The 20,124-nt window shown below is 64.7% G+C and carries 20 protein-coding genes and 1 pseudogene; 8 read left to right on the forward strand and 13 right to left on the reverse strand.

Going from position 1 to position 20,124, the window contains the following annotated elements; translation table 11 throughout:
- Nucleotides 1-852: a phosphodiesterase gene (locus tag I6F12_RS08325; protein WP_225155947.1), complete on the reverse strand. Its 852-nt coding sequence runs from the start codon at nt 850-852 to the stop codon at nt 1-3.
- 253 nt (nt 853-1,105) lie between these two features.
- On the opposite strand from I6F12_RS08325, the gene I6F12_RS08330 reads away from it, so the two are divergent.
- Nucleotides 1,106-2,113, forward strand: a complete 1,008-nt coding sequence (locus I6F12_RS08330) for a M23 family metallopeptidase (RefSeq protein ID WP_225155948.1) — start codon at nt 1,106-1,108, stop codon at nt 2,111-2,113.
- 4 nt (nt 2,114-2,117) lie between these two features.
- Here I6F12_RS08330 and I6F12_RS08335 read toward each other — a convergent pair whose 3' ends face one another.
- The 4 genes from I6F12_RS08335 to I6F12_RS08350 are packed head-to-tail and all read right to left on the reverse strand — an operon-like array spanning nt 2,118 to nt 4,854.
- The gene (locus tag I6F12_RS08335) at nt 2,118-2,369 is read right to left on the reverse strand and encodes a hypothetical protein (RefSeq protein WP_225155949.1); all 252 of its coding nucleotides are present in this window, start codon (nt 2,367-2,369) and stop codon (nt 2,118-2,120) included.
- A complete protein-coding gene (locus I6F12_RS08340; RefSeq protein WP_225114144.1) occupies nt 2,366-2,800 on the reverse strand; it encodes a hypothetical protein in 435 nt (144 codons plus the stop codon). The genes I6F12_RS08335 and I6F12_RS08340 overlap by 4 nt, the downstream gene beginning before the upstream one ends.
- Nucleotides 2,797-3,369, reverse strand: a complete 573-nt coding sequence (locus I6F12_RS08345; protein ID WP_225114143.1) for a hypothetical protein — start codon at nt 3,367-3,369, stop codon at nt 2,797-2,799. The genes I6F12_RS08340 and I6F12_RS08345 overlap by 4 nt, the downstream gene beginning before the upstream one ends.
- A 12-nt stretch (nt 3,370-3,381) precedes the next feature.
- Entirely contained in the window at nt 3,382-4,854 is a 1,473-nt protein-coding gene (locus I6F12_RS08350) for a protein adenylyltransferase SelO (protein ID WP_225155950.1), read from the reverse strand.
- 197 nt (nt 4,855-5,051) lie between these two features.
- On the opposite strand from I6F12_RS08350, the gene aspS reads away from it, so the two are divergent.
- Nucleotides 5,052-6,824: an aspartate--tRNA ligase gene (aspS, locus tag I6F12_RS08355; protein ID WP_225155951.1), complete on the forward strand. Its 1,773-nt coding sequence runs from the start codon at nt 5,052-5,054 to the stop codon at nt 6,822-6,824.
- 169 nt (nt 6,825-6,993) lie between these two features.
- Nucleotides 6,994-7,149 (forward strand): hypothetical protein, encoded by a 156-nt coding sequence (locus I6F12_RS08360; protein WP_158284410.1) that lies wholly within the window; start codon nt 6,994-6,996, stop codon nt 7,147-7,149.
- Between the two features lie 44 nt (nt 7,150-7,193).
- On the opposite strand, the gene I6F12_RS08365 is transcribed toward I6F12_RS08360, so the two are convergent.
- Complete coding sequence (locus tag I6F12_RS08365; RefSeq protein WP_225155952.1) at nt 7,194-9,158, reverse strand: hypothetical protein; 1,965 nt, start codon at nt 9,156-9,158, stop codon at nt 7,194-7,196.
- Between the two features lie 239 nt (nt 9,159-9,397).
- Between I6F12_RS08365 and I6F12_RS08370 the strand changes: the two genes are divergently transcribed.
- Together I6F12_RS08370 and I6F12_RS08375 are read left to right on the forward strand one after the other, a co-directional pair.
- Nucleotides 9,398-11,707, forward strand: coding sequence for an NADP-dependent malic enzyme (locus I6F12_RS08370; protein ID WP_225140286.1), 2,310 nt, complete (start codon nt 9,398-9,400; stop codon nt 11,705-11,707).
- Between the two features lie 352 nt (nt 11,708-12,059).
- A complete protein-coding gene (locus tag I6F12_RS08375; protein ID WP_036000486.1) occupies nt 12,060-12,512 on the forward strand; it encodes a DoxX family membrane protein in 453 nt (150 codons plus the stop codon).
- 3 nt (nt 12,513-12,515) lie between these two features.
- Here I6F12_RS08375 and I6F12_RS08380 read toward each other — a convergent pair whose 3' ends face one another.
- The 5 genes and pseudogenes from I6F12_RS08380 to I6F12_RS08400 form a co-directional block, all read right to left on the reverse strand.
- Nucleotides 12,516-13,631, reverse strand: coding sequence for a helix-turn-helix domain-containing protein (locus I6F12_RS08380; protein WP_051056837.1), 1,116 nt, complete (start codon nt 13,629-13,631; stop codon nt 12,516-12,518).
- Nucleotides 13,632-13,929: 298 nt separating this feature from the next.
- Complete coding sequence (locus I6F12_RS08385; protein WP_225155953.1) at nt 13,930-14,481, reverse strand: dihydrofolate reductase; 552 nt, start codon at nt 14,479-14,481, stop codon at nt 13,930-13,932.
- Nucleotides 14,482-14,490: 9 nt separating this feature from the next.
- Nucleotides 14,491-15,510 carry a polysaccharide deacetylase family protein gene (locus I6F12_RS08390; RefSeq protein WP_225155954.1) on the reverse strand — a complete coding sequence of 340 codons (1,020 nt, stop codon included), beginning with the start codon at nt 15,508-15,510 and terminating at the stop codon, nt 14,491-14,493.
- 179 nt (nt 15,511-15,689) lie between these two features.
- Nucleotides 15,690-16,258 (reverse strand): annotated as a pseudogene (locus I6F12_RS08395) (glutathione peroxidase).
- Between the two features lie 89 nt (nt 16,259-16,347).
- The gene (locus tag I6F12_RS08400; RefSeq protein ID WP_225155955.1) at nt 16,348-17,871 is read right to left on the reverse strand and encodes a L,D-transpeptidase; all 1,524 of its coding nucleotides are present in this window, start codon (nt 17,869-17,871) and stop codon (nt 16,348-16,350) included.
- A gap of 208 nt (nt 17,872-18,079) precedes the next feature.
- Here I6F12_RS08400 and I6F12_RS08405 point away from each other — a divergent pair, with 208 nt between their 5' ends.
- The gene (locus I6F12_RS08405; protein ID WP_036000425.1) at nt 18,080-18,628 is read left to right on the forward strand and encodes a CreA family protein; all 549 of its coding nucleotides are present in this window, start codon (nt 18,080-18,082) and stop codon (nt 18,626-18,628) included.
- Nucleotides 18,629-18,640: 12 nt separating this feature from the next.
- Here I6F12_RS08405 and I6F12_RS08410 read toward each other — a convergent pair whose 3' ends face one another.
- The gene (locus tag I6F12_RS08410; RefSeq protein ID WP_036000463.1) at nt 18,641-18,853 is read right to left on the reverse strand and encodes a hypothetical protein; all 213 of its coding nucleotides are present in this window, start codon (nt 18,851-18,853) and stop codon (nt 18,641-18,643) included.
- A gap of 411 nt (nt 18,854-19,264) precedes the next feature.
- Here I6F12_RS08410 and I6F12_RS08415 point away from each other — a divergent pair, with 411 nt between their 5' ends.
- Both I6F12_RS08415 and I6F12_RS08420 read left to right on the forward strand, forming a co-directional pair.
- Nucleotides 19,265-19,429, forward strand: a complete 165-nt coding sequence (locus I6F12_RS08415; protein WP_167361658.1) for a hypothetical protein — start codon at nt 19,265-19,267, stop codon at nt 19,427-19,429.
- 32 nt (nt 19,430-19,461) lie between these two features.
- Complete coding sequence (locus I6F12_RS08420) at nt 19,462-19,824, forward strand: hypothetical protein (protein WP_036022768.1); 363 nt, start codon at nt 19,462-19,464, stop codon at nt 19,822-19,824.
- Between the two features lie 10 nt (nt 19,825-19,834).
- On the opposite strand, the gene I6F12_RS08425 is transcribed toward I6F12_RS08420, so the two are convergent.
- Nucleotides 19,835-20,080 (reverse strand): DUF6719 family protein, encoded by a 246-nt coding sequence (locus tag I6F12_RS08425; protein WP_225155956.1) that lies wholly within the window; start codon nt 20,078-20,080, stop codon nt 19,835-19,837.
- Between the last annotated feature and the right edge of the window lie 44 nt (nt 20,081-20,124).

Consider the following 20,124-nt stretch of genomic DNA (forward strand, 5'->3'; position numbering starts at 1 on the left):
TCATCGCGCCCGGAAATTGAGCGCGTAGTCGCGGCCGTCCACTCCTGCCGGCGGCTCGAAGGGGAAGCGCAGACTCTGGTCGAGGAAATCGTGGCTGTGCACGACGAGGTTCTCGTCGTCGATCAGCACGACGCCATAGGCCGGCGGCTCGTGGCTGGCGAGATGCTCGCTGGCCGCAACGTCAAGCTCGAACCAGACCTGGTGGTTGGTCCCGCGCAGCGTCGAGAACGGGATCTTGCCGTAGCTGCCGAAGATCGGCCGGTGCACATGGCCGAAGAAGAGGTGGCGGATCCGCGCGCGATAGGGCGCGATGACTTCCGCGAATTCGGCGCTCTGCTTCAGCGCGATCTCGTCCATGGCGTGGACGCCGACCGGGAAAGGCGGATGGTGCATGAACACGACGAATTCCTGGTCGGCGGATGCGGCGGCGAGCGTGCTCGCCAGCCAGCCGAGGCGCCTTGCGCACATCTCGCCGGCATGGCTGGTCTCGTCCAGCGTGTCGAGGAAGACGAACAGGCCGTGCTCGGTGGTGCGCGTGCCCTGCACGAAGCCGTTGGCATCGCGCGGCGCCGCCTTCAGCGCGTCCAGGCAGGTGACGCGCTTGTCGTGATTGCCGACCATCGCGATGTAGGGAATCTTCAACGCCGTCATCGCCTCGGCGAAGTTGGCGTAGGACTCAGGCTCGCCCCAATGGGTGAGATCGCCGGTCACGACCGCAAACGCAGCGTCGGACTGGTGCTTGTTGATGTCGGCGATCGCCGCATCCAGCCGGGCGCGCGGATCGAGGCCATAGAGCATCGAGCCGGGGTTCGCGAGATGCGTGTCGGTGAGGTGGATGAATTTAAAGGGCATGGCGCGCCTAAATGGAGACGGTGGGAGGATCGGCGCCTCCGGCAAGACGGCGCTGTCAGCCCGTTAGAGCGCGTGTGTTTCAGTTTGATGACAGCGGTTCCCGCGGCCTGCTGAAGATGTGGACACGCCTCCGGGGGCAGATGCGACGCGGACGGCGCCTCACGATTGCGCTGCAGTGAAGGAGCTACCTTGCCGTGAAGATGCGGTCATGGTTTGCTGGGTCCAAGCCTCATTTGCATCACGAGTTTCCCCAATGCCGCCGCGAGTCTTCCGCAAGCTGGGATTGCTTGCTCTCTCCGTCCTGCTTGCCGTGTTGAGCACCGGTCCGCGTGCGACCGCGGCCGAGTTCAACTTCGCCCGCTACAAGGAGACCGATCTCGACGAATTCCTGGCGCGCCGGCGGCCCGCCACCGGCATGGACGTCTACCCAATGTCGCCGCTGAAGCTCGATGTCACGCTGGCCTCTCACGGCGAGCCGTGTGCCAACGGAGCGCTCAAGCGGTCTCTGATCATGAGCGGCATGCCCAAGCAGGATGCCGACAGCCTGCGGGCGACCAACTGCATCACGGTGCGCTCCGCCAAGGGGCGCGAGCTCAAGGTCTTTATCCAGGATGTGGTCTACGGCTTCCTGCCGGGCGAAGTGCCGGTCGGGGACAAGCTCTCGCTTTATGCGATCCATGCCTTCACGTCCCCTGACGGGCCGGGACTGCTGGTCAACGAATTCCTGACCCCGCGCAGCTTTCCACGTGCCGACAAGCCGGCGGACACGACGATGACATCCTGCGGATGCTGGACTCACGACGAGCATCCCGGTGTCGATTTCACCGCCGACAAGCCGGGCGCTCCGGTGGCAGCGATGGCGGACGGCGTTATCGTCAAGATCGAGACCGGCGAGCAGGCGCCGGCCGATTTCCCCGGGATCGGCGGCTGCGGCCGATACGTCGTGCTCAAGCACACCTATCCCAATGGCGGCATCGTCTACACGCGCTACGTCCAGCTCGGCCGCGTGGTCGGTCCGAAAGGCGAGACACTTAGGGTGGGAGCGACCGTCAAAGCGAAGGATACGATCGGCGAGATCGGCCCGAGCAAGGTGCTGCATTTCGAGCTTCGCCCCGTCGCTCCCGGCAACACGACGACGGACAAGGCCTGGAGCGAACGCTACGGCAAGATGCCGGACATGGAGTGGTCACGCTACGAGACCGTCGATCCTCAGAAATTCGACGTGGCATCGTTCGGCGGCGTCAGGAAGGCGACGAAGTAGGGGGTTAACGATCGATCGTGCGCAAACGCTCGATTTCGGCGATCAGTCTTGGAATGTCCTGCCGCGCGTGAGCGATGAAGTCCTGATCGGCTTCCGTTGCGCCGGTGAGGTAAATATCCTCGCCTTCGGTCTGGATGAAGTCAGATCCGCTGATATTCTCGCGCGTCTCGATGAACGATTTCCACGGACCGGCGGTAGCCTGTTCGCATCGCGCTTTGATCGCCTCGATCTCGTTGGCAGTGAGTGGATCATTCATGTCGGCGACTCTCCGTTGCCCGCTCGATCTCGCTTCGCAACATGGTCGGCCCACCAGCGGATCCAATCGCGCGCATAGGCCCTGTCGACCGGCGTGATCCAGTCGGCATCCTGGAGTGACAGCTGGAAAGCCTCCAACACTTCGCCGACAAATGGTTTGACATCGATCTCCGCGATATCTTGCGCATCAACCTCGACCACAGGGCCCTTTGCGCCGAGGTGCTCGACTGCATGCGCGTGCTCGGTCAGAAAGAGGGGCCGCCCGGATTCCAGCCTCACGAACATCGAGGCGGCCCAGCCGAGGCCGTCGTCCTGATAATGGATCAACGTGAAGCCGAAGCGTTTTGCGAGGTCTGCGATCCGAATTGCGAGGGAGCAGAGCGGCATTTCGGGTCCGGAGAACCGAAAGTCGTCCGGGAGTTGCGTGATCACGACCGATCGCTCTCAGTTCGCTGGACCAGAGTGACCGAGTGGGCGGACGCATTGCTGCCGGAGATCTCGCGTTTGCGCCGCGTTTGCTCGATGTGTCGATAGAGCCTCTGCAATTGATCGGCGGCTTCAACGCTACCTTGCTGGATTGCATGTTTGAGCCAGCGGACGGCCTCGTCCTGATTGGCCTCAACGGACAGCGTGCCCATCCCGTATTTGATGGCCAGCGCGGTCGTGTAAACCGGTCCGGCTCCGAGTTCGACCGCTTTCAGCAGGTGATCGAAGCACCGCCTGTCCTTCTCGAGATAGGGGAGGTTGCCGAGCCTTCGGTCATACGCGCTACTCAATTCGAGATGCGTTTCGACGTCTGCGGGGGCCATGGTAGTTTCGACCTCATCGATCAGACGATCGACCTCATCACGCACGAGGCCTGCATTCTCGCCCATCTTCGCGAGAATCACGCGTGCGGACATGTTGCCTTCCTCGATCGCTTGGCGAACCAGCGTGAGCGCTTCCGAATAGCGTCGGGCAACAAGTAGTTCCGCCACTTCGAGGCGCCATTCGGGATGCATATTCCGCTTGCCTCACGTCCCGCAGAACGTCTGCAACACGCGCTGATCCGGCAGCGGCGGATCGGCGTAGGCTGCATACTCCGGCTGGTCCTCGAACGGCTTCGCCAGCACCTTCACCAGCTCCTCGAACGGCGCGTAATTTTCGTCGTTCACCGCGGCCTGGATCACGGCCTCGACGCGGTGGTTGCGCGGGATGAAGATCGGGTTGACCGCGTGCATGGCGGCCTGCCGCTCGGCTGCGCTCTGTGGCTCCAGCGCGATGCGCGCGCGCCAGCGGCCGGCCCATTCGTCGAAGGCTGCGGGCTCCATGAACTGCGCGCGCACGTCGGCGCCCTCATCGGCCGCGGCGTCGCCCAGCTTGCGGAAGGTGAGGGTGAAATCGGCCTGGTTCTTGGCCATGGCATCCAGCAGGTCCTGGATCAGCGCATCGTCGCCGTCGCGCTCGGTGAACAGGCCGACCTTCCGCCGCAGGCCGGCCTGATAGGCGGCGCTGAACTGATCGGAGAACGCGCCGAGAATGTCCTGCGCCTCGGCCACCGCCTTCTCCTGCTCGTCCGAAAACAGTGGCAGCAGGCATTCGGCGAGGCGCGTCAGATTCCACAAGCCGATGCGCGGCTGGTTGGCATAGGCGTAGCGGCCCATCTCGTCGATCGAGGAGAACACCTGGGCAGGATTGTAGGAATCCATGAAGGCGCACGGACCATAATCGATGGTCTCGCCCGAGATCGAGCTGTTGTCGGTGTTCATCACGCCGTGAATGAAGCCGACCAGCAGCCAGCGCGCGATCAGCTCGGCCTGGCGCGCGACCACGGCGGCGAGCAGCGCGTGATACGGCCGCTCCGCCTGAAGCAGCTCCGGATAGTGACGCGCGATGACGTGGTCGGCGAGCCGGCGGATCGCCTCGGTGTCGCGGCGGACCGCGAAGAACTGGAAGGTGCCGACGCGGATGTGGCTGGAGGCGACGCGGGTCAGCACCGCGCCGGGCAACGCGGTCTCGCGGATGACGTGCTCACCGGTGACGACCGCGGCGAGCGAGCGCGTGGTCGGGATGCCCAGCGCAAACATGGCCTCGCTGACGATGTATTCGCGCAAGACCGGGCCGAGCGCCGCGCGGCCGTCGCCGCGGCGGGAGAATGGGGTGGGGCCGCTTCCCTTGAGCTGGATGTCGCGGCGGACGCCGTCTTTGTCGATAACCTCGCCGAGCAGGATGGCACGGCCGTCGCCGAGCTGCGGCACGAAATGCCCGAACTGGTGCCCGGCATAGGCCATGGCGATGGGATCCGCTCCGGCGGGAACCGTCTTGCCGGCCAGGATTTCCGCGCCTTCAGGGGTCTCCAGCACATCAGGATCAAGCCCGAGCTGGACCGCCAGCGGCCGGTTCAGCTTGATCAGCCGGGGCGCGGCGACGGGGGTCGGCGCGACGCGGGCGAAGAAGTTGTCCGGCAGCGCCGAATAGGAGTTCTGGAAGGGGAAATGCACCGTCATGACCTCAAGATAGGGCTGGAACGTCAATCGGCAAAGGTTCGCCCCCGGATAAGCCAAAAATGGGCATCTGAGGTCCAAATCCGGCCGTTCCCTTGGTTGCCGCCCCCGTCCTGCCGGGGTAAACCCTGCCGCAACTTCGGACCGGCCATCACGGGCCGTTCGATTCGCTTCCTTCAGACATTGATTTTGGGACGACCATGCATCGCTACCGGTCACATACATGCGGCGCGCTCCGCGAGAGCAACATCGGCGAGACCATCCGCCTCTCCGGCTGGGTCCATCGCGTCCGCGACCATGGCGGCGTGCTGTTCATCGACCTGCGCGACCATTACGGCCTGACCCAGTGCGTGGTCGACCCGGACTCGCCGGCATTCTCGCTGGCCGAAAAGCTGCGCTCGGAATTCGTGGTCAAGATGGACGGCAAGGTCCGCCGCCGCCCCGATGGCACCGACAATGACGACCTGCCGACCGGCAAGGTCGAGGTCTACATCAGCGAGATCGAGGTGCTGGGACCGGCCGGCGACCTGCCGCTGCCGGTGTTCGGCGACCAGGAATATCCCGAAGACATCCGCCTCAAGTATCGCTTCCTGGATCTGCGTCGCGAGAAGCTGCACCAGAACATCATGACGCGCGTCGAGATCATCAAGTCGATGCGCCGGCGCATGGAGGGGCAGGGCTTCTTCGAGTTCAACACGCCGATCCTGACCGCGTCCTCGCCGGAAGGTGCGCGCGACTTCCTCGTCCCGTCGCGCATCCATCCCGGCAAGTTCTACGCGCTGCCGCAAGCGCCGCAGCAGTACAAGCAGCTGCTGATGATGTCGGGCTTCGACCGCTACTTCCAGATCGCGCCCTGCTTCCGCGACGAGGACCCGCGCGCCGACCGTCTGCCCGGTGAGTTCTACCAGCTCGACGTCGAGATGAGCTTTGTGACGCAGGAAGACGTCTTCGCGGCGATGGAGCCTGTGATCACGGGCGTCTTTGAAGAGTTTGCCAAGGGGAAGCCGGTGACCAAGGGCTGGCGCCGGATTCCGTTCGCCGAGGCGTTGCTCAAGTACGGCAGCGACAAGCCGGACCTGCGCAATCCCATCGAGATGCAGGACGTCTCCGAGCATTTCCGCGGCTCCGGCTTCAAGGTGTTCGCGCGCATGCTCGAAGATCCCAAGAACCAGGTCTGGGCGATCCCGGCACCGGGCGGCGGCAGCCGCGCCTTCTGTGACCGCATGAACTCGTGGGCGCAAGGCGAGGGCCAGCCCGGCCTCGGCTACATCATGTGGCGCGAGGGCGGCGAGGGCGCAGGTCCTCTCGCGAACAACATCGGGCCCGAGCGCACCGCCGCGATCCGCGCGCAGCTCGGCGTCAAGGAAGGCGATGCCGCCTTCTTCGTCGCCGGCGATCCCGACAAGTTCTGGAAGTTCTCAGGTCTCGCCCGCAACAAGGTCGGCGAGGAATTGAACCTCACCGACAAGGAGCGGTTCGAGCTCGCCTGGATCGTCGACTTCCCGATGTACGAGTACAACGAGGACGACAAGAAGGTCGACTTCTCGCACAACCCGTTCTCGATGCCGCAGGGCGGCCTGGAGGCGCTGAAGTCGCAGGATCCGCTGACGATCAAGGCGTTCCAGTACGACATCACCTGTAACGGCTACGAGATCGCCTCGGGCGGCATCCGCAACCACGTGCCGGAAGCCATGGTGAAGGCGTTCGAGATTGCAGGTTACGGCGAGCAGGAAGTGGTCGACCGCTTCGGCGGCATGTACCGCGCCTTCCAGTACGGCGCGCCGCCGCATGGCGGTATGGCCGCCGGCGTCGACCGCATCGTGATGCTGCTCTGTGGCACCACGAATCTGCGCGAGATCTCGCTGTTCCCGATGAACCAGCAGGCCATGGACCTCCTGATGGGCGCTCCGTCGGAAGCCACCACAAAACAGCTCCGCGAGCTGCATGTGCGGGTCAACCTGCCGCAGAAGTGAATTTGACGGTTTCTAGTCTGGTGCCCCGGACGCAGCGCGGCACGCGAGTGATGCGCTGCTGAGCTGGGGCCCAAGAATTCCGGTGAACTTGCTCTTTTCGTCTTCGTCGTGTTCAAGTTGACGTTAATCGTGACATCGATCTAAGGTCGCGTCGTGGACGGAGAGCTCAATGAGCAACAGTCGCGTCGCCGCCCTAGTCTTGGCAGTGATTGCGCTGCTTATCGCCGGCATGATGCTCGACTTTTACTGGGACTGCCGCCTCCTGAAGGGGGGAACGATGAAAGACTGCATGCCCGGTCGCCCCGGACCGACGGGACTTCACTGACGACACGAGTTGAAGCCCTCCCGAGCCGCATCCGGGAGATCGAACTATAGCCCCGTCGAGGCCTCGATCCTGAACTGCGCCAGCGCGCTCTGCGGGTCGGTTTGCGAGAGCTGCATCAATTGCATCAACGGCACCTTGGCGCGGGGCGTCAGCTTGATGGTCAGCGTCTGCCCCGGCGCTTCCACGAATCCGGCGAGCGCGTCGACCGCGCCCCTGGCATCGCTATTGGTCCCTGCGATCTTCTCGCCTTGCGCCCTGATCATCGCGACGATGGCGCTGCGGGCAGCATCGCGGCTGACATTCTGCATGCGTGCGAACTGCGCCACGACGAGATCGACCACGCCGCCGTCACGCAGCGAGGCCTCAAGCGCGCCGGTTTCGACCAGCGCTGCCTGACCCATCGCCTGCGCCGGGTCGGTCGTGAACAGGCCGCGCGGCACATTGACGAGCGCGACGCGGGTCTGCAGCCTGGCGAGGTTGCCGAGATCGAGCGTAGCGGGGGCGAGCGCGAACGCGCCCGACGATTCCGTCCAGGCCGCGCCGAGATCCAGATCGATCGCCAGCTTGTCCACGCCTGCCACGATCAGCGGCTGCAGCCCCGGATTGGCGGGATCGGTCGGCGCGACCATCTTCACGACCAGATTGACCTTGCTCGGGATCGGCCCGACGAACTCCCCCCAGTTCAGGCTGATCGTATCGATGGTGAAGAGCTGCCGCGTCGTCTTGTACGGCGAGACCACGCCCTTGATCTCGGCACCTTGGAGCACGCGGAATAGGCCGACCATCTGATCGGGCGAGGGCGGCCGTCCCGGCGTTTGGAGACTCGCCGCCCAGCGCATCAGATTTGCCACGCTGAAGGACTTCAACGCGAAGCGGTCCATCTTGAACTGGCCCTGCGGCATCGGGATGTCGAGGCCCTCCAGCGTTATTCTGTCCTGATCGTATTTGACCGCGTCGAGCCGTCCCGTCCCTTGCGGCGTCTCGGCCGTTTGCCGGCCAATTTCGGCCTTGCCGATCTGGAAGCCGTCGAAGAGGTCGGCCACCTTCTCGATCATGTCACGCGACTGTGCCGGCGTTGGGATCGAGCCGTCGGCCGGCACCAGCGCGATGATCTCGGCCGGCCGGAATTTCGAGGGCCGGATGGCAATGTCGTCGAAGGTGAACCCGTCCACCTGCATGCGCATGCCGGGAGCCGCCGTCACGACATAGGAGTTGACCGAGATGCGCCGATAGATCCTGTGAAAATTGTCGTCGTTCGATCCTTGCGGATCGAGCGCAGCCCTCACGGCGGTTGGGTCGAATTCGTAGATGGCCAGGCCGGACAATTCGCCGGTCATCTTCGCGGGCCTGCCCGGCTGGGTCAGGTCGACCGTAAGGGCGACGCGGTCCATCTTCGCCGTTTCGATCTTGCCCCGGTTGACGTTCTGGATGGACACGCCCGAATAGACATAATCACCGCCGCCGGCATTGCCGCCCGCATCGACGTTGACCTCGAGGGTCGGCACCGCGATCTCCGACGCCGAGATGTTCGCGTATTGCGCGAGGATGAAGCGGTACATGTCGATAATCGAGCCGGTCACCGGCGTGCCCTCTGCGCGGGTCGGGCCGGAAAAATTGCGCGCGGTGATCTGCGGGAGCTTGTAGTTCGCCTTCACGGTGATCCGCTCGGTGGATGTAAAGCCGACCTCGACGCCCGACGCCTCGATGCTGTCGGCCGAGAAACGAGCCTCGTCCGGCTGGCGCACACCGACGGCCGTGATCTTGGCGACCTTCAAGGTGGCGAGCTGCGCCTGGGCAGGCTCGACTTTGATGTCCTCCACCGTCAGCGTCCGGGTCGCGAGCTCGAACCCGATCTTGCCATGGCTCGCCTTGCCCCCACCCGAGCGGATCTGCGCGAACACCGCCTCGACCTCGGCGGTCGCCCGGTTCTGCACATACAGATTGAAGCCGAACCATCCGCCCGCGGCGAGCACCGCTGCCACGACGAGGCCGATCAGGATTCGCTTCATTCCCAGCTCCGATTGCCGATTTTGGATCGCGCAACCTGCCATATTCGCGAAACGCCGCGCGGTCCAGAGAAAGCTATGGTTTCAAATATTTGACGGCGCGCCCTGTTGACGGGGATGCAATCGGATGTTGCCACCGGGCCTTCGGCCGTGCTTCATCCCGTTTCCATGACCCGGAAATACGGTCCGCTTGGGCCGTCGAATCGCATTTTTGAGGCCGGTAACGCGAGGCGAGACACCGCATGTCGTCCTATTCTGATGATCTCCACCAGGCGGCGCTCGCCTACCACCGTCTGCCGCGCCCTGGAAAGCTCGAGATCCAGGCAAGCAAGCCGCTTGCCAACCAGCGCGACCTTGCGCTGGCCTATTCGCCAGGCGTCGCCGCGGCCTGCACCGAGATCGCCAAGAACCCGGCCGAGGCGGCCACGCTCACCACGCGCGCCAATCTGGTTGCCGTGGTCTCCAACGGCACCGCGGTGCTCGGCCTCGGCAATATCGGTCCGCTGGCCTCCAAGCCGGTGATGGAAGGCAAGGCGGTCCTGTTCAAGAAATTCGCCGGCATCGACGTGTTCGACATCGAGATCGCCGCCGACACCATCGACCGTGTGGTCGAGACCGTGGCCGCGCTGGAGCCGACCTTCGGCGGCATCAATCTGGAGGACATCCGCGGACCGGAATGCTTCGAGATCGAAGCGCGCTTGAAGGAGCGCATGAAGATTCCGGTCTTCCACGACGACCAGCACGGCACTGCGATCATCGTCGCCGCCGCCATCACCAATGGTTTGAGGCTGAACGGCAAGAAGCTGTCCGAGGTCAAGATCGTCGCGTCGGGGGCAGGGGCCGCGGCGATCGCGACACTCAATCTCCTGGTCTCAATGGGCGCGCAGCGCAAGAACATCTGGGTCTGCGACATCGACGGCCTCGTGCACGAGGGCCGCAACACCTCGATGGACCGCTGGAAGGCGGTCTATGCGCAGAAGACCGACAAGCGCACGCTCGCCGACGTGATCGGCGGCGCCGACATCTTCATCGGGCTCTCGGCGCCGGGCGTGCTCAAGCCGGAGATGGCCAAGGCGATGGCCGACAAGCCTTTGATCATGGCGCTCGCCAATCCCGTGCCGGAAATCATGCCGGAAGAGGCGCGCAAGGCGCGCCCCGACGCCATGATCTGCACCGGCCGTTCCGACTACCCGAACCAGGTCAACAATGTCCTCTGCTTTCCCTTCATCTTCCGTGGGGCGCTCGACGTCGGCGCCACCGCGATCAACGAGGAGATGAAGCAGGCCGCCGTCGAGGCGATCGCGCAGCTCGCGCGCGAGGCGCCGTCGGATGCCGTCGCGCAGGGTTTCGACACCGGCGAGACGCAGGGCTTCGGTCCGGGCTCGCTGATCCCGAGCCCCTTTGATCCCAGGTTGATCTTGCGCATCGCGCCGGCCGTGGCGAAGGCGGCGATGGAATCGGGCGTCGCAACGCGCCCCATCACCAATTTCGACGAATACACCGCGCTGCTCGAGCGCTTCGCCTTCCGCTCCGGCCTCGTCATGAAGCCGATGTTCGCCAAGGCCAAGACCCAGCCGGTGCGCGTGATCTATGCCGAAGGCGAGGACGAGCGCGTGCTGCGCGCCACGCAAGTCGTGCTGGAGGAAAAGCTGGCGCGGCCGATCCTGGTCGGCCGTCCGTCGGTCGTGGAGGCGCGCATCAAGCGCTTCGGCCTCTCGATCCGGGCCGGCAAGGATTTCGACCTCGTCAATCCCGAGGACGATCCGCGCTACCGCTCCTACGTGCAGTCCTATGTCGAGGTCGCCGGTCGCCGCGGCGTGACGCCGGATGCAGCCCGCACCGTGGTGCGCACCAACAATACGGTGATCGCCGCGCTTGCGGTGACGCGCGGGGAAGCAGACGCCATGCTCTGCGGCGTCGAGGGCCGCTACATGAGCCATCTGCGCCACGTCCGCGAGATCGTCGGCTTCTCGCCTGGAATCAGCGACTATGCGGCGCTGGCGCTATTGATCACCAGCAAAGGCGCCTTCTTCATCGCCGACACGCAAGTTCGCCCCAATCCGAGCGCGGAGGAGCTTGCCGAGATCGCATCGCTCGCCGCGGTCCACGTCCAGCGCTTCAACATCAAGCCGAAGATCGCCTTCGTCTCGCATTCGGATTTCGGCAGCTACGACACCGATTCCTCGCGCAAGATGCGGCTGGCGACCCAGCTTCTGAAGGACAAGCATCCGGAGATCGAGGCCGACGGCGAAATGCAGGGCGACACCGCGCTCTCCGCAGCTGCGCGAAGGATGGTGCTGCCGCATTCCAAGCTGGAGGGCGAGGCCAACATCCTGATCATGCCGACCCTGGATACTGCCAACGTCGCCTATCAGATGATCAAGTCGCTGGCGGACGCGCTGCCCGTCGGCCCGATCCTGGTCGGCCCGGCGCGCCCCGCGCATATCCTCACCCCCTCGGTGACGGCACGCGGCATCCTCAACATGACGGCCGTGGCCGTGGTGGAAGCGCAGGAACGCGCCTCGCGGCAGCAGCCGACGTTGTTTACGTAAGGCACCGCTGTCGCGCCGCTGGAGGTGCAATCCTTCTCCCCTTGTGGGAGAAGGTGGCATAGGCGGCCTTCGGCCGCCGTTCTTAGCGACGCCGAAGCGAAGCTTCGGCCGTGGCGCCGGATGAGGGGGCTGTTTCCGCGAGTCGGGATCTCGCGAGTTGCCCGTGCCGATAGATACCCCTCATCCGTCTCGCCCTTCGCGGCGAGCCACCTTCTCCCACAAGGGGGAGAAGGGAAGAGACCGGCAATTTTGAATTCCTATCAGTTCGCCATTTCCCCGTTTGTAAACCGGCGCACGACTCTCCATAATCTCCTCAAGCGTTCTGCGCTCTGAGCTTGCCAAGAGGCCGATCATGCCAGCGTTCGTGACTTTCGGGCGAATCCTGTTCGCCGTGCTGTTCATCTACACGGGCGCGACCAAGCTGTTTGCCATCCAGGCCACCGCCGACGTCATCGCAACCAAGCTCGTGGTGCCCGATGTCGTCGCGCCTTATGCCCAGCAGGTCGAGACGGCGACCGCCATGACCACGCCGCAGCTCTTGGCGATCGCGATCGGCGGGCTCGAGATCATTGCAGGGCTGATGATCGCGCTGAATTTCGGCGCGCGTTTCTTCGCGATGCTGCTGATCGTCTACGTCGCCGTCGCGACCGTCCTGTTCTACGATTTCTGGAACATGGCGGCGCCCGACAACGCCAAGATGCTGGTCGACGCGCTCAAGAACCTCTCGATCATCGGCGCGCTCTGCATGATCATCGGCTATGGCCGCACCACGCGTCCGGCCGAGGCGGCCTACGGCGACGTCTAGCGGTCACTCCGCTCTCGGCGGCGCGATCTCGCGCATCCAGCGGGAAATCGTCGCGCTGCTCGCTCCATCGCTGCCGCGCTGTCGGCCGAGCAGGGCGGCCTCCCGTGCGGCGCGGGGCGTGATGCCGTAGGCGGCCTTGAACGAGCGCGTGAAATGCGCGTCGGTGCCGAGCTGCCAGCGCCGTGCCACCTCGCTGATCCGGGGGCCCCGCGCGCCCGAATTGGCGAGGTCGAAGAAGGCGCGGTGCAGCCGGCGGCTGCGGATGTAGTCGGCGATGCCGCCGACCGGGGCGAACAGCCGGTACAGCGAGGCCCGGGACAGGCCGAAATGGGCGGCGATCGAATTGGCCGACAGATCCTCGCTGGCAAGGCCAGCCTCGATATATTGGCGGATCCGCATCAAGGACGGGCTTGCCGCGACGCCATGGTCGGCATCGGCCTCGCCCCGTTCGATTTCGTTGCGAAGGCACGCGGCCAGCAGCGACACCGTGCCCTCGACCACGGATTGGCATTCGTCGAGGCTCATGCGCGGGGCAAATTCGAACAGGGCGGTGAGATGCCCCGCCAGCAATCGCGCGATCACGCTGCTGCCCGGCAGCACCAGGCCATGCAAATCATCGACCCGCAAGAGATGGGCGGCGAACATCGGGCGCGGCACGACCAGCGTGACATTCTCGAACGCCGTCGCCTTGGTCTCCAGCGCCTGGGCGAGATCGAACAGGCAGATGTCGCCGGCTCGTACGCGCATCGGCCGTGTGCCGGCAACGCCGTCATAGCCGCCCTTCAGATAGAGCTGGAGGATGATGTGGTCGACGCCGCTGCGCGCGATCGTTTCGGCCGTCCGGCGGAAACGCTGGCCGCTGGCACGGCTCAGCCCGATCAGCACCGGTCCCATGGCGTAGGAGCTGAGGTCGGCGCGAAACGGGCCCGGTTCGCCGGCGGCGAGCTCGTCCACCTCGAACAGCGTGGCGACGGCTTCCCGCCACGCTGCGATGTTCGCCTCCGTCTCCATCTGATCGGCGCTGAAGCCGAATGCCGGCAGCAGGGACGATATCGGGGCGACATCGTCATTCAATCCGGAAGCGTCCGTCGGACTAGTCGTCGTGCAGTCGTCGCTCATTCTGGCCGTGGGTTAGTTTTTGCTCTTTTGTCTCAGTCTATTGATGCGGTGTGTCGCAGCCGTTGGCTCGTATTGACGCCGCGCCGCGGACGTTGGCTATAGCGCCACGACCGCCGTCGGGGCCGATTTTCGGGTCTCGGCAAATATGCTAGCCGGCTTTGCGCTGGCCGGCGGCGGGACCAATTTTAGCACGGCACATCAGCAATATGCGGAACGGTATGATGTTGCAGGTACTGTGCATGGGGTTGTTTTTCCAGTTTGGGTCGGAGCCGGCGTAAGCGCCGCCACTGCCGGCAGGCTACCCCCGCCGCCACGGGGTCACGGTCACTTCATGCGCCGCGTCGAGGAGGTAGGGCGCACCCGGCCTCATCCCGTGCGCAGCCAGCACCTCGTGAGGCGTCCGCTGGGGCACGCCGACGAAGCAGCCCTCGCCGCCGGGCAGCCGCACATGCGGAGCCTCCGACAGCCAGAACGTGTCGTAGCGGTCCATGAACAGGTCGAACACGACCGGTCCGCCGATGACGGCGACCATGCCGGATGCGACGTCGGCGAAGGCGCAGGCCTCCTCGAAGCTCGCATGCTCAGGATTCCACAGCGTCGCGTTCGGCATCTCCGGATCGACGGTGAGGTCCCTGATCTTGCGGGTCAGGATCAGCCGCTTGCGGCTGGCCGAATTCGGCTGCTGCTCGTGCGAGTTGCGGCCGTGCACGATCAGCGCGGCGCGATCGAGCGCCTGCTCGAAGAACCGCTTGTCACCTTCGAATTTCAACGTCTCAGGCATGATGTGCGACGGATCGGCGAGCATGCCGTCCGCGGAGACGATGACGTAGCCTTCGATACGGAAAGACAAGTGCGACGGCTATTCGGAAACGGTGGTCACCACCGAATTGACCGGGCGCTGGCTCACCGTCGGCAGCTTGAGATCCTTGAGCAGCTCTTGGTCGTATTCCGGCAGCGTCGAGGCCGGGAACTTGGCGCGCATCGCTACCACCTTGTAGCCGCCGGCCTTCAGCCGCTTGAGCAGCTCGGGCAGGGCCTCCGCGGTGTGCTTCTGGAAGTCGTGCATCAGGATGATGCCCTTGCCCTTGGTGTCGAGCTTCTTCATCACGGTCTCGACGATCTTCTCGGGCTTGGAAGCCTTGAAGTCGAACGAGTCGATGTCGCAGGAGAAGCTCGCGACATTGCGGTTGCCGAGATAGGTGACCATCTCGGGCGGATGCTGCAGCGCCGGGAAGCGGAAGAACGGCGCGGGCGAGATGCCGCCGAGCGCCCACTTCACCGCCGCGAAGCCCTTCTCGATCTCGTCCTTGCGCTGCGCTTCGTTGAGCTTCTTGTTGTTGAGGTTGGCGTGCGACCAAGTGTGGGCGCCGACGGTGTGGCCGGCTGCGTAGACCTGCTTGAGGACCTCCGGCTCGTAGGTCGCGTGCTTGCCGATGATGAAGAAGATTCCGGTGGTGCATTCGTCCGCGAGCGCCTTCAGCACCGCGGGCGTGTTGCGCGGCCAGGGGCCATCGTCGAAGGTCAGCACGACCTCCTTGTCACGCAGGAAGTCGAGCTCCTTGAAGTGCTCGAAGCCGAAGCCGGGACCACCCGTGGTGTCGATCTCGACCGTGCGGGCGACGCCGAGGGCGCCCGGCGTGTTGCAGGCCGCGCGGGCCGGCTGCGGCGGCTGTTTCGGCGGGGGCGGATTGACGAAGCCCGCTGGCGCCGCAGCCGCTGCTGCGGGCGCTGGACCTGGGGACGTTGCGGCCGCTGGTGTTGCCGCCGGCGCGGCTTGCGGTGCGGCCGCGGGCTTCGCGGCCGGCGTCTGCGACCATGCGGCGCCGGAGAGCGCCACCGACATCGCACCTGCTAAAATCAGTCCTGCCGCCACGCGCATGGTGATGTCCCTCGAGATTGATCCCGTTGTTCCGCCGTGGCTTTTCGCCTGCGGCAAAAACCGTCCTGCCCAAAACAATCCTAGCCTAGATGGTGGGCCATCGCCATTGCAACGGCTGTTTGATGCCGCGTCGCAATTGTGCCCAGCCGGATGGCGTGCACTTGAGTCGTGCACGTGAGTCAAGTGTCGGCCAGGGCCCTTGCAATCGCGGTCTTGATCCGCGTGTCGGCCGGATCGACGGCGGATGGAAATACCTCCGCGATATAGCCGTCGCGGCCGATCAGGTATTTGTGGAAGTTCCAGCGCGGAACTTCCTTCGGTCGGGCTTCCGCGGCCCATTTGTAGAAGGGATGCGCCCTCGCACCGACCACCGCAGCCTTGGCCGTGATCGGGAAGGTAACGCCATATTGGTGGTGAGCGGTCTGCGTGATCTCGCTGCTGCCACCGGCTCCTGGCCGCCGAAATCGTTGGACGGCACGCCGATCACGGTGAGTCCGCGCCCGCGAAACTCGTTCCAGATTTCCTGCAGGCCGGCATATTGCGGCGTGTAGCCACAGAGCGAGGCCGTGTTCACCACCAGCAGCGGTTTGCCGGTGAACGTGGCGAGGCGGATGTCGTCGCCTGACAATGCGGGGAAGGAGAAGGCGTAGGCCGAGATCCGGCTCATGGCGCCATCGGCGAGGGCGCGCGTGACAGGCGCGAACGCGCCCGCAAGCGTGACGCTCAGCACGGTTCTGCGATTCATCATGACGGCGTCCCCCGAGATGATCCGAGGGCAGATTACTCCGCCACTGCGGCCTCGCGCGTCAACACCGCGTTATCGGTCCTGCGAGAGAGCTAGTACAGGCGGACGATGAAGTCGGTACCTTCGCCGGTCTCGCCCTGGTTGATGCCCTGGTCGGAGACGATGATCGAGCCGCCTGACGTCAGCATCTCGTTGATTTTCGCCATGGTCTCAGTGGGGACCGAGATGCGGTTGAGGGCTTCGGCTGGGCTGTCCGGCGTCACCACCGGTTTTGCGGCGACGGGGATCACGGCGGCACCGCGCTGGCGGCGCGCCACGCGGTTGTCGTCCTCGCGCGCCACGGAACGGGCGGACACGGGCAGCGACACCACCGACCAGTGCAGCGTGTTGGCATCGGCCTTGTCGAGCTCGGCGGTGAAGACATGCGTGCCGAGCGGCCGGTCGCTCGCGGCGATCGTGACAGGCACCTCGAACAGCGGCGCAAAATTCTGCCGCACATAGAGCTTGGAATCCTTGCGGCTGATGAAGACGGCAATCTGGCCGGCCCGCTTGGGTGTGTCCGGCTTTGCCGCCGGCGCAGGATCGGTGAGGCGGCCCTCGTCCTTCTTTGCATCGGGTGCGGTGGCGAGCGCCGGCGCATCGGGTGCCTTCGCGGCTTCCGTTTTGACCGGGTCGACCTTGTCGGCAGGCTTGTTCTCGGTCGCCGGCTTGGCGGCGTCTTCGGACGCAGGCTTGGCCGCTTCGGCCGTCTTGACCTCGTCGGCCGTCGCCGCGGCTTCCTCGCGCGCAGCCGCATGGCCGGTGGTCACGTCCGACAACACGGTGTGGCCGACCGAGGTGCGCAGCTCGACCACGCTGTCGGCGCTGGCCGTCTTGGTCTCGACCGGCTTGGCTTCGGTCGTGCCCTTATAGGCCTTGTCAGCGACATTGGTCTGCGGCGCGAGGCTCGCGGCGGGCTGCGGCGGCACGCGCATGGAGGCGAGCACGGGATGGGAGAAGCTTTGCGGCGACACCTGGCCGGGCGCCACGATCACGCGCGCGCCCATCCTGGTCCAGTTCCACATCTTCATCGCGAACGCCATGGGCATGCGGATGCAGCCATGCGAGGCCGGATAGCCCGGCAGCGCGCCAGCATGCATCGCGACGCCGGACCAGGTGATCCGCTGCATGTACGGCATCGGCGCGCCGCTATAGAGGTTGGAACGGTGGAATTTGTGCTTCTGGATGATGCTGAACACGCCCATCGGCGTCGAGTGGCCCTTCATGCCCGTCGACACCGGTGATTCCGCGAACACGCCGGCTTTGTCGTAGATCGTCATCTTCTGCCGGTCGATCGAGACGACAATGACGAGTGGCCCTTGCGGCTTGGTGCCGGCTTCCTTCTCGACAACGACGTCCTTCTTGCTTGCGGCGCCGCGCTTTTGCGGCTTCTGGCGCGGTATTTCGGGAAGCCGGTTCGGCCGGGCGTAGTAGGGCCGGTCGGAATAGTCCGTCCAGTAATAAAATGCTGCGTTTGCTTCGCTGGTTGCGCCGATCGCACCCGCCGCCGTCAACATGGCGACCTGCCACAGCCGTGCCGGCTTGGCAGGCGAACCCCACCCGTTCACGCTGTTCATCCTCGAATCCATTATCCAAATCAGACGTTAGTCTCGCAAAGGGGATACGCGTTCACCAGCAGCGCGGTTCTGCCATCAGCTACTTTTGTCCAAGGCGTAGCAAAAAAGCCTCACGGAGCGGTAAACGGCGGCCGGGTCCGCTCCTCTGCCGCCTTCCTGACCGCCGCTTGCGTTCCTACATTGCGGGGACTTGTTAGCGGAGAACTTCATGTCATCTCGTTTCCCCGGTCTTTCGAGCATCCGTCTGAAAGGCCTCGCTTTATTCCTCCTGGCTCTGACCGCGCCAATGGCGTCGGCATCTGCGGCCGACGAACCTGATCTGATCTTCCGCCGCTCTACCGTGTTCAAATGGATGAGCCCGAACGACAAGCTCGCGACCTATGGTCTCGACGATCCCGAAGTCGAAGGCGTCGCCTGTCATTTCACGGTGCCGGAGAAGGGCGGCTTCAAAGGCTGGCTCGGCCTTGCCGAGGAGGTCTCGGACATCTCGCTGGCCTGCCGCCAGGTCGGTCCGGTCAAGTTCAAGCACAAAATGGAGCAGGGCGACGACATGTTCCGCCAGCGCCGGTCGCTGTTCTTCAAGAAGATGCAGATCGTGCGCGGCTGCGACGCCAAGCGCAACGTGCTGGTCTACATGGTCTATTCAGACAAGCTGATCGAAGGCTCGCCCAAGAACTCGACCTCGACCGTGCCGATCATGCCGTGGGGACCGGCGGACGCAAACGTCCAGAAGTGCGGCGAGTTCTTCACGCAATGAGGCGCTCCGCGTTCACTCCTGCAACGCGCTCGCGTTCACCCGGCGGCGATCGCGCGGCGTCGCAAGGCGCGATCCGGTCAGTCGCACGAACGTCTGCGGCGCCGCCTCGAGGCCGCGGCTCGATTGCAGCGCCATTGCGCCGGTGCTGCCGCGAATGATCGGTTGATCTGCGCGCTCCGTCGGTGGATTTTCATCGCGCGGCGTTGCGCGATTTCCCGCCATCATGGCCATCCCTCACGTGAATGCGCCCGATGATCCGGGCGTCTCGGTTTCGATGGCTTGGGTCGTTGCTGAACCAATTCCGGTTCGACAGGATCCAGCCTTCTTTTGCCGCCCTTTCAGCAGAAAACGTAAAATGCATGTGAAGCGCGCGCGGCGGCCGCGTGACAACGCCTGGGCGGGGTGCACGTCCGTGCCGGCGCCGGAACTTGGCAGGCGACTTTGGCCTGCCGCCAGACCTATCTGAAATAACTGGCATTTTCCGAGAATTGTTTCGTCGCCGTGGCCGGGACGAAACAATTCTCACGAAGACGAAACCATTTTCAGTTTTTCGCGCATCACGCGCGAAACCGCCCATGGTTATCAGGCTGATAACGACGACGGCGCACCGCCGGTCACAGAATTGGGACACAGATCATGCGCGCGCTCAGCTTCATCCTTGCTTTCGGTTTCGTGCTCGCCGGCTCCTCGTTGGCGGGTGCGCCCGACGGCAATCTCCCCGGTGTCGGTACCTTCCAGTACAGCGGCTCGCCCGTTGCGGTTCCGGCCGCTCAGCCGATCATGGTCGCCGCGCGCTTCTGACTGCACACAACGAAACAGCCGGCAAAACTATCATGTTGCTTCGTCTCTGCGCCGCAGCGTTCGTGTCCCTTCTGACGATCAACTCCGTTCAGGCGCAGGTCCGCTCACCTTCCAGGCTACCCGATCCGCGTGGCGAATTCGTGCGCCAGTGTGCGCCGCACATGCTCGGGCGCTGGCAGCATCCGGAAGCGGTCTGCGGCTGCCTGCACGATCACGCCGCCGCGGCCGTCGAGGATCGCGATCTGCGCGAAGCGCTGCTGCGCGGCATCAGCGAGACCGGCGTGCCCACCATCGAGACAGATTGGGTACCGGCCTCCAAGCACAGCGAGATCGGCCCGACCTTCACCAAGATCGCCAAACCGACCCTGCAGTGCATGTTCGATCCGGCGAAATAGTCCTGGATCCTTACTTCGTTTTCGGTCCGTGCCGGGGCACGCAGGAACTCGTGCGCGAGACTCCCTTGTCGGTCATCTTCGCGCCGCGCACTTCCCTGAGCTGACCGGCGGGGCAGGTTCCGTCATCCACGTGCACGCGCTGGCCGAGCTTCAGATCGCCGATGTCCTGCTCACGTCCGACTGTGGCAGCGCGTGCCGTCGAGACAAGCGCGATGGAGATCAGCAGCGAGAGGCAGGTCGCGTGGCGCAGCAGCATGATGTGAGGTCCCGGAATCGATGCCGCAATCTAGGGAGCGGCGG

The organism is Bradyrhizobium sp. IC4059 (genome assembly GCF_020193615.1).
GTDB lineage: Bacteria > Pseudomonadota > Alphaproteobacteria > Rhizobiales > Xanthobacteraceae > Bradyrhizobium > Bradyrhizobium yuanmingense.

What these genes read in the sequence shown, in the direction of transcription:
- I6F12_RS08375 (WP_036000486.1), top strand. Translation starts at nt 12,060, where the DNA reads ATGCCAGCGTTCGTGACTTTCGGGCGAATCCTGTTCGCCGTGCTGTTC.
- I6F12_RS08425 (WP_225155956.1), bottom strand. Translation starts at nt 20,080, where the DNA reads ATGCTGCTGCGCCACGCGACCTGCCTCTCGCTGCTGATCTCCATCGCG.
- I6F12_RS08325 (WP_225155947.1), bottom strand. Translation starts at nt 852, where the DNA reads ATGCCCTTTAAATTCATCCACCTCACCGACACGCATCTCGCGAACCCC.
- I6F12_RS08415 (WP_167361658.1), top strand. Translation starts at nt 19,265, where the DNA reads ATGCGCGCGCTCAGCTTCATCCTTGCTTTCGGTTTCGTGCTCGCCGGC.
- I6F12_RS08330 (WP_225155948.1), top strand. Translation starts at nt 1,106, where the DNA reads ATGCCGCCGCGAGTCTTCCGCAAGCTGGGATTGCTTGCTCTCTCCGTC.
- I6F12_RS08345 (WP_225114143.1), bottom strand. Translation starts at nt 3,369, where the DNA reads ATGCATCCCGAATGGCGCCTCGAAGTGGCGGAACTACTTGTTGCCCGA.
- I6F12_RS08410 (WP_036000463.1), bottom strand. Translation starts at nt 18,853, where the DNA reads ATGATGGCGGGAAATCGCGCAACGCCGCGCGATGAAAATCCACCGACG.
- I6F12_RS08420 (WP_036022768.1), top strand. Translation starts at nt 19,462, where the DNA reads ATGTTGCTTCGTCTCTGCGCCGCAGCGTTCGTGTCCCTTCTGACGATC.
- I6F12_RS08400 (WP_225155955.1), bottom strand. Translation starts at nt 17,871, where the DNA reads ATGAACAGCGTGAACGGGTGGGGTTCGCCTGCCAAGCCGGCACGGCTG.
- I6F12_RS08365 (WP_225155952.1), bottom strand. Translation starts at nt 9,158, where the DNA reads ATGAAGCGAATCCTGATCGGCCTCGTCGTGGCAGCGGTGCTCGCCGCG.
- I6F12_RS08335 (WP_225155949.1), bottom strand. Translation starts at nt 2,369, where the DNA reads ATGAATGATCCACTCACTGCCAACGAGATCGAGGCGATCAAAGCGCGA.
- aspS (WP_225155951.1), top strand. Translation starts at nt 5,052, where the DNA reads ATGCATCGCTACCGGTCACATACATGCGGCGCGCTCCGCGAGAGCAAC.
- I6F12_RS08390 (WP_225155954.1), bottom strand. Translation starts at nt 15,510, where the DNA reads ATGCGCGTGGCGGCAGGACTGATTTTAGCAGGTGCGATGTCGGTGGCG.
- I6F12_RS08405 (WP_036000425.1), top strand. Translation starts at nt 18,080, where the DNA reads ATGTCATCTCGTTTCCCCGGTCTTTCGAGCATCCGTCTGAAAGGCCTC.
- I6F12_RS08380 (WP_051056837.1), bottom strand. Translation starts at nt 13,631, where the DNA reads ATGAGCGACGACTGCACGACGACTAGTCCGACGGACGCTTCCGGATTG.
- I6F12_RS08360 (WP_158284410.1), top strand. Translation starts at nt 6,994, where the DNA reads ATGAGCAACAGTCGCGTCGCCGCCCTAGTCTTGGCAGTGATTGCGCTG.
- I6F12_RS08370 (WP_225140286.1), top strand. Translation starts at nt 9,398, where the DNA reads ATGTCGTCCTATTCTGATGATCTCCACCAGGCGGCGCTCGCCTACCAC.
- I6F12_RS08350 (WP_225155950.1), bottom strand. Translation starts at nt 4,854, where the DNA reads ATGACGGTGCATTTCCCCTTCCAGAACTCCTATTCGGCGCTGCCGGAC.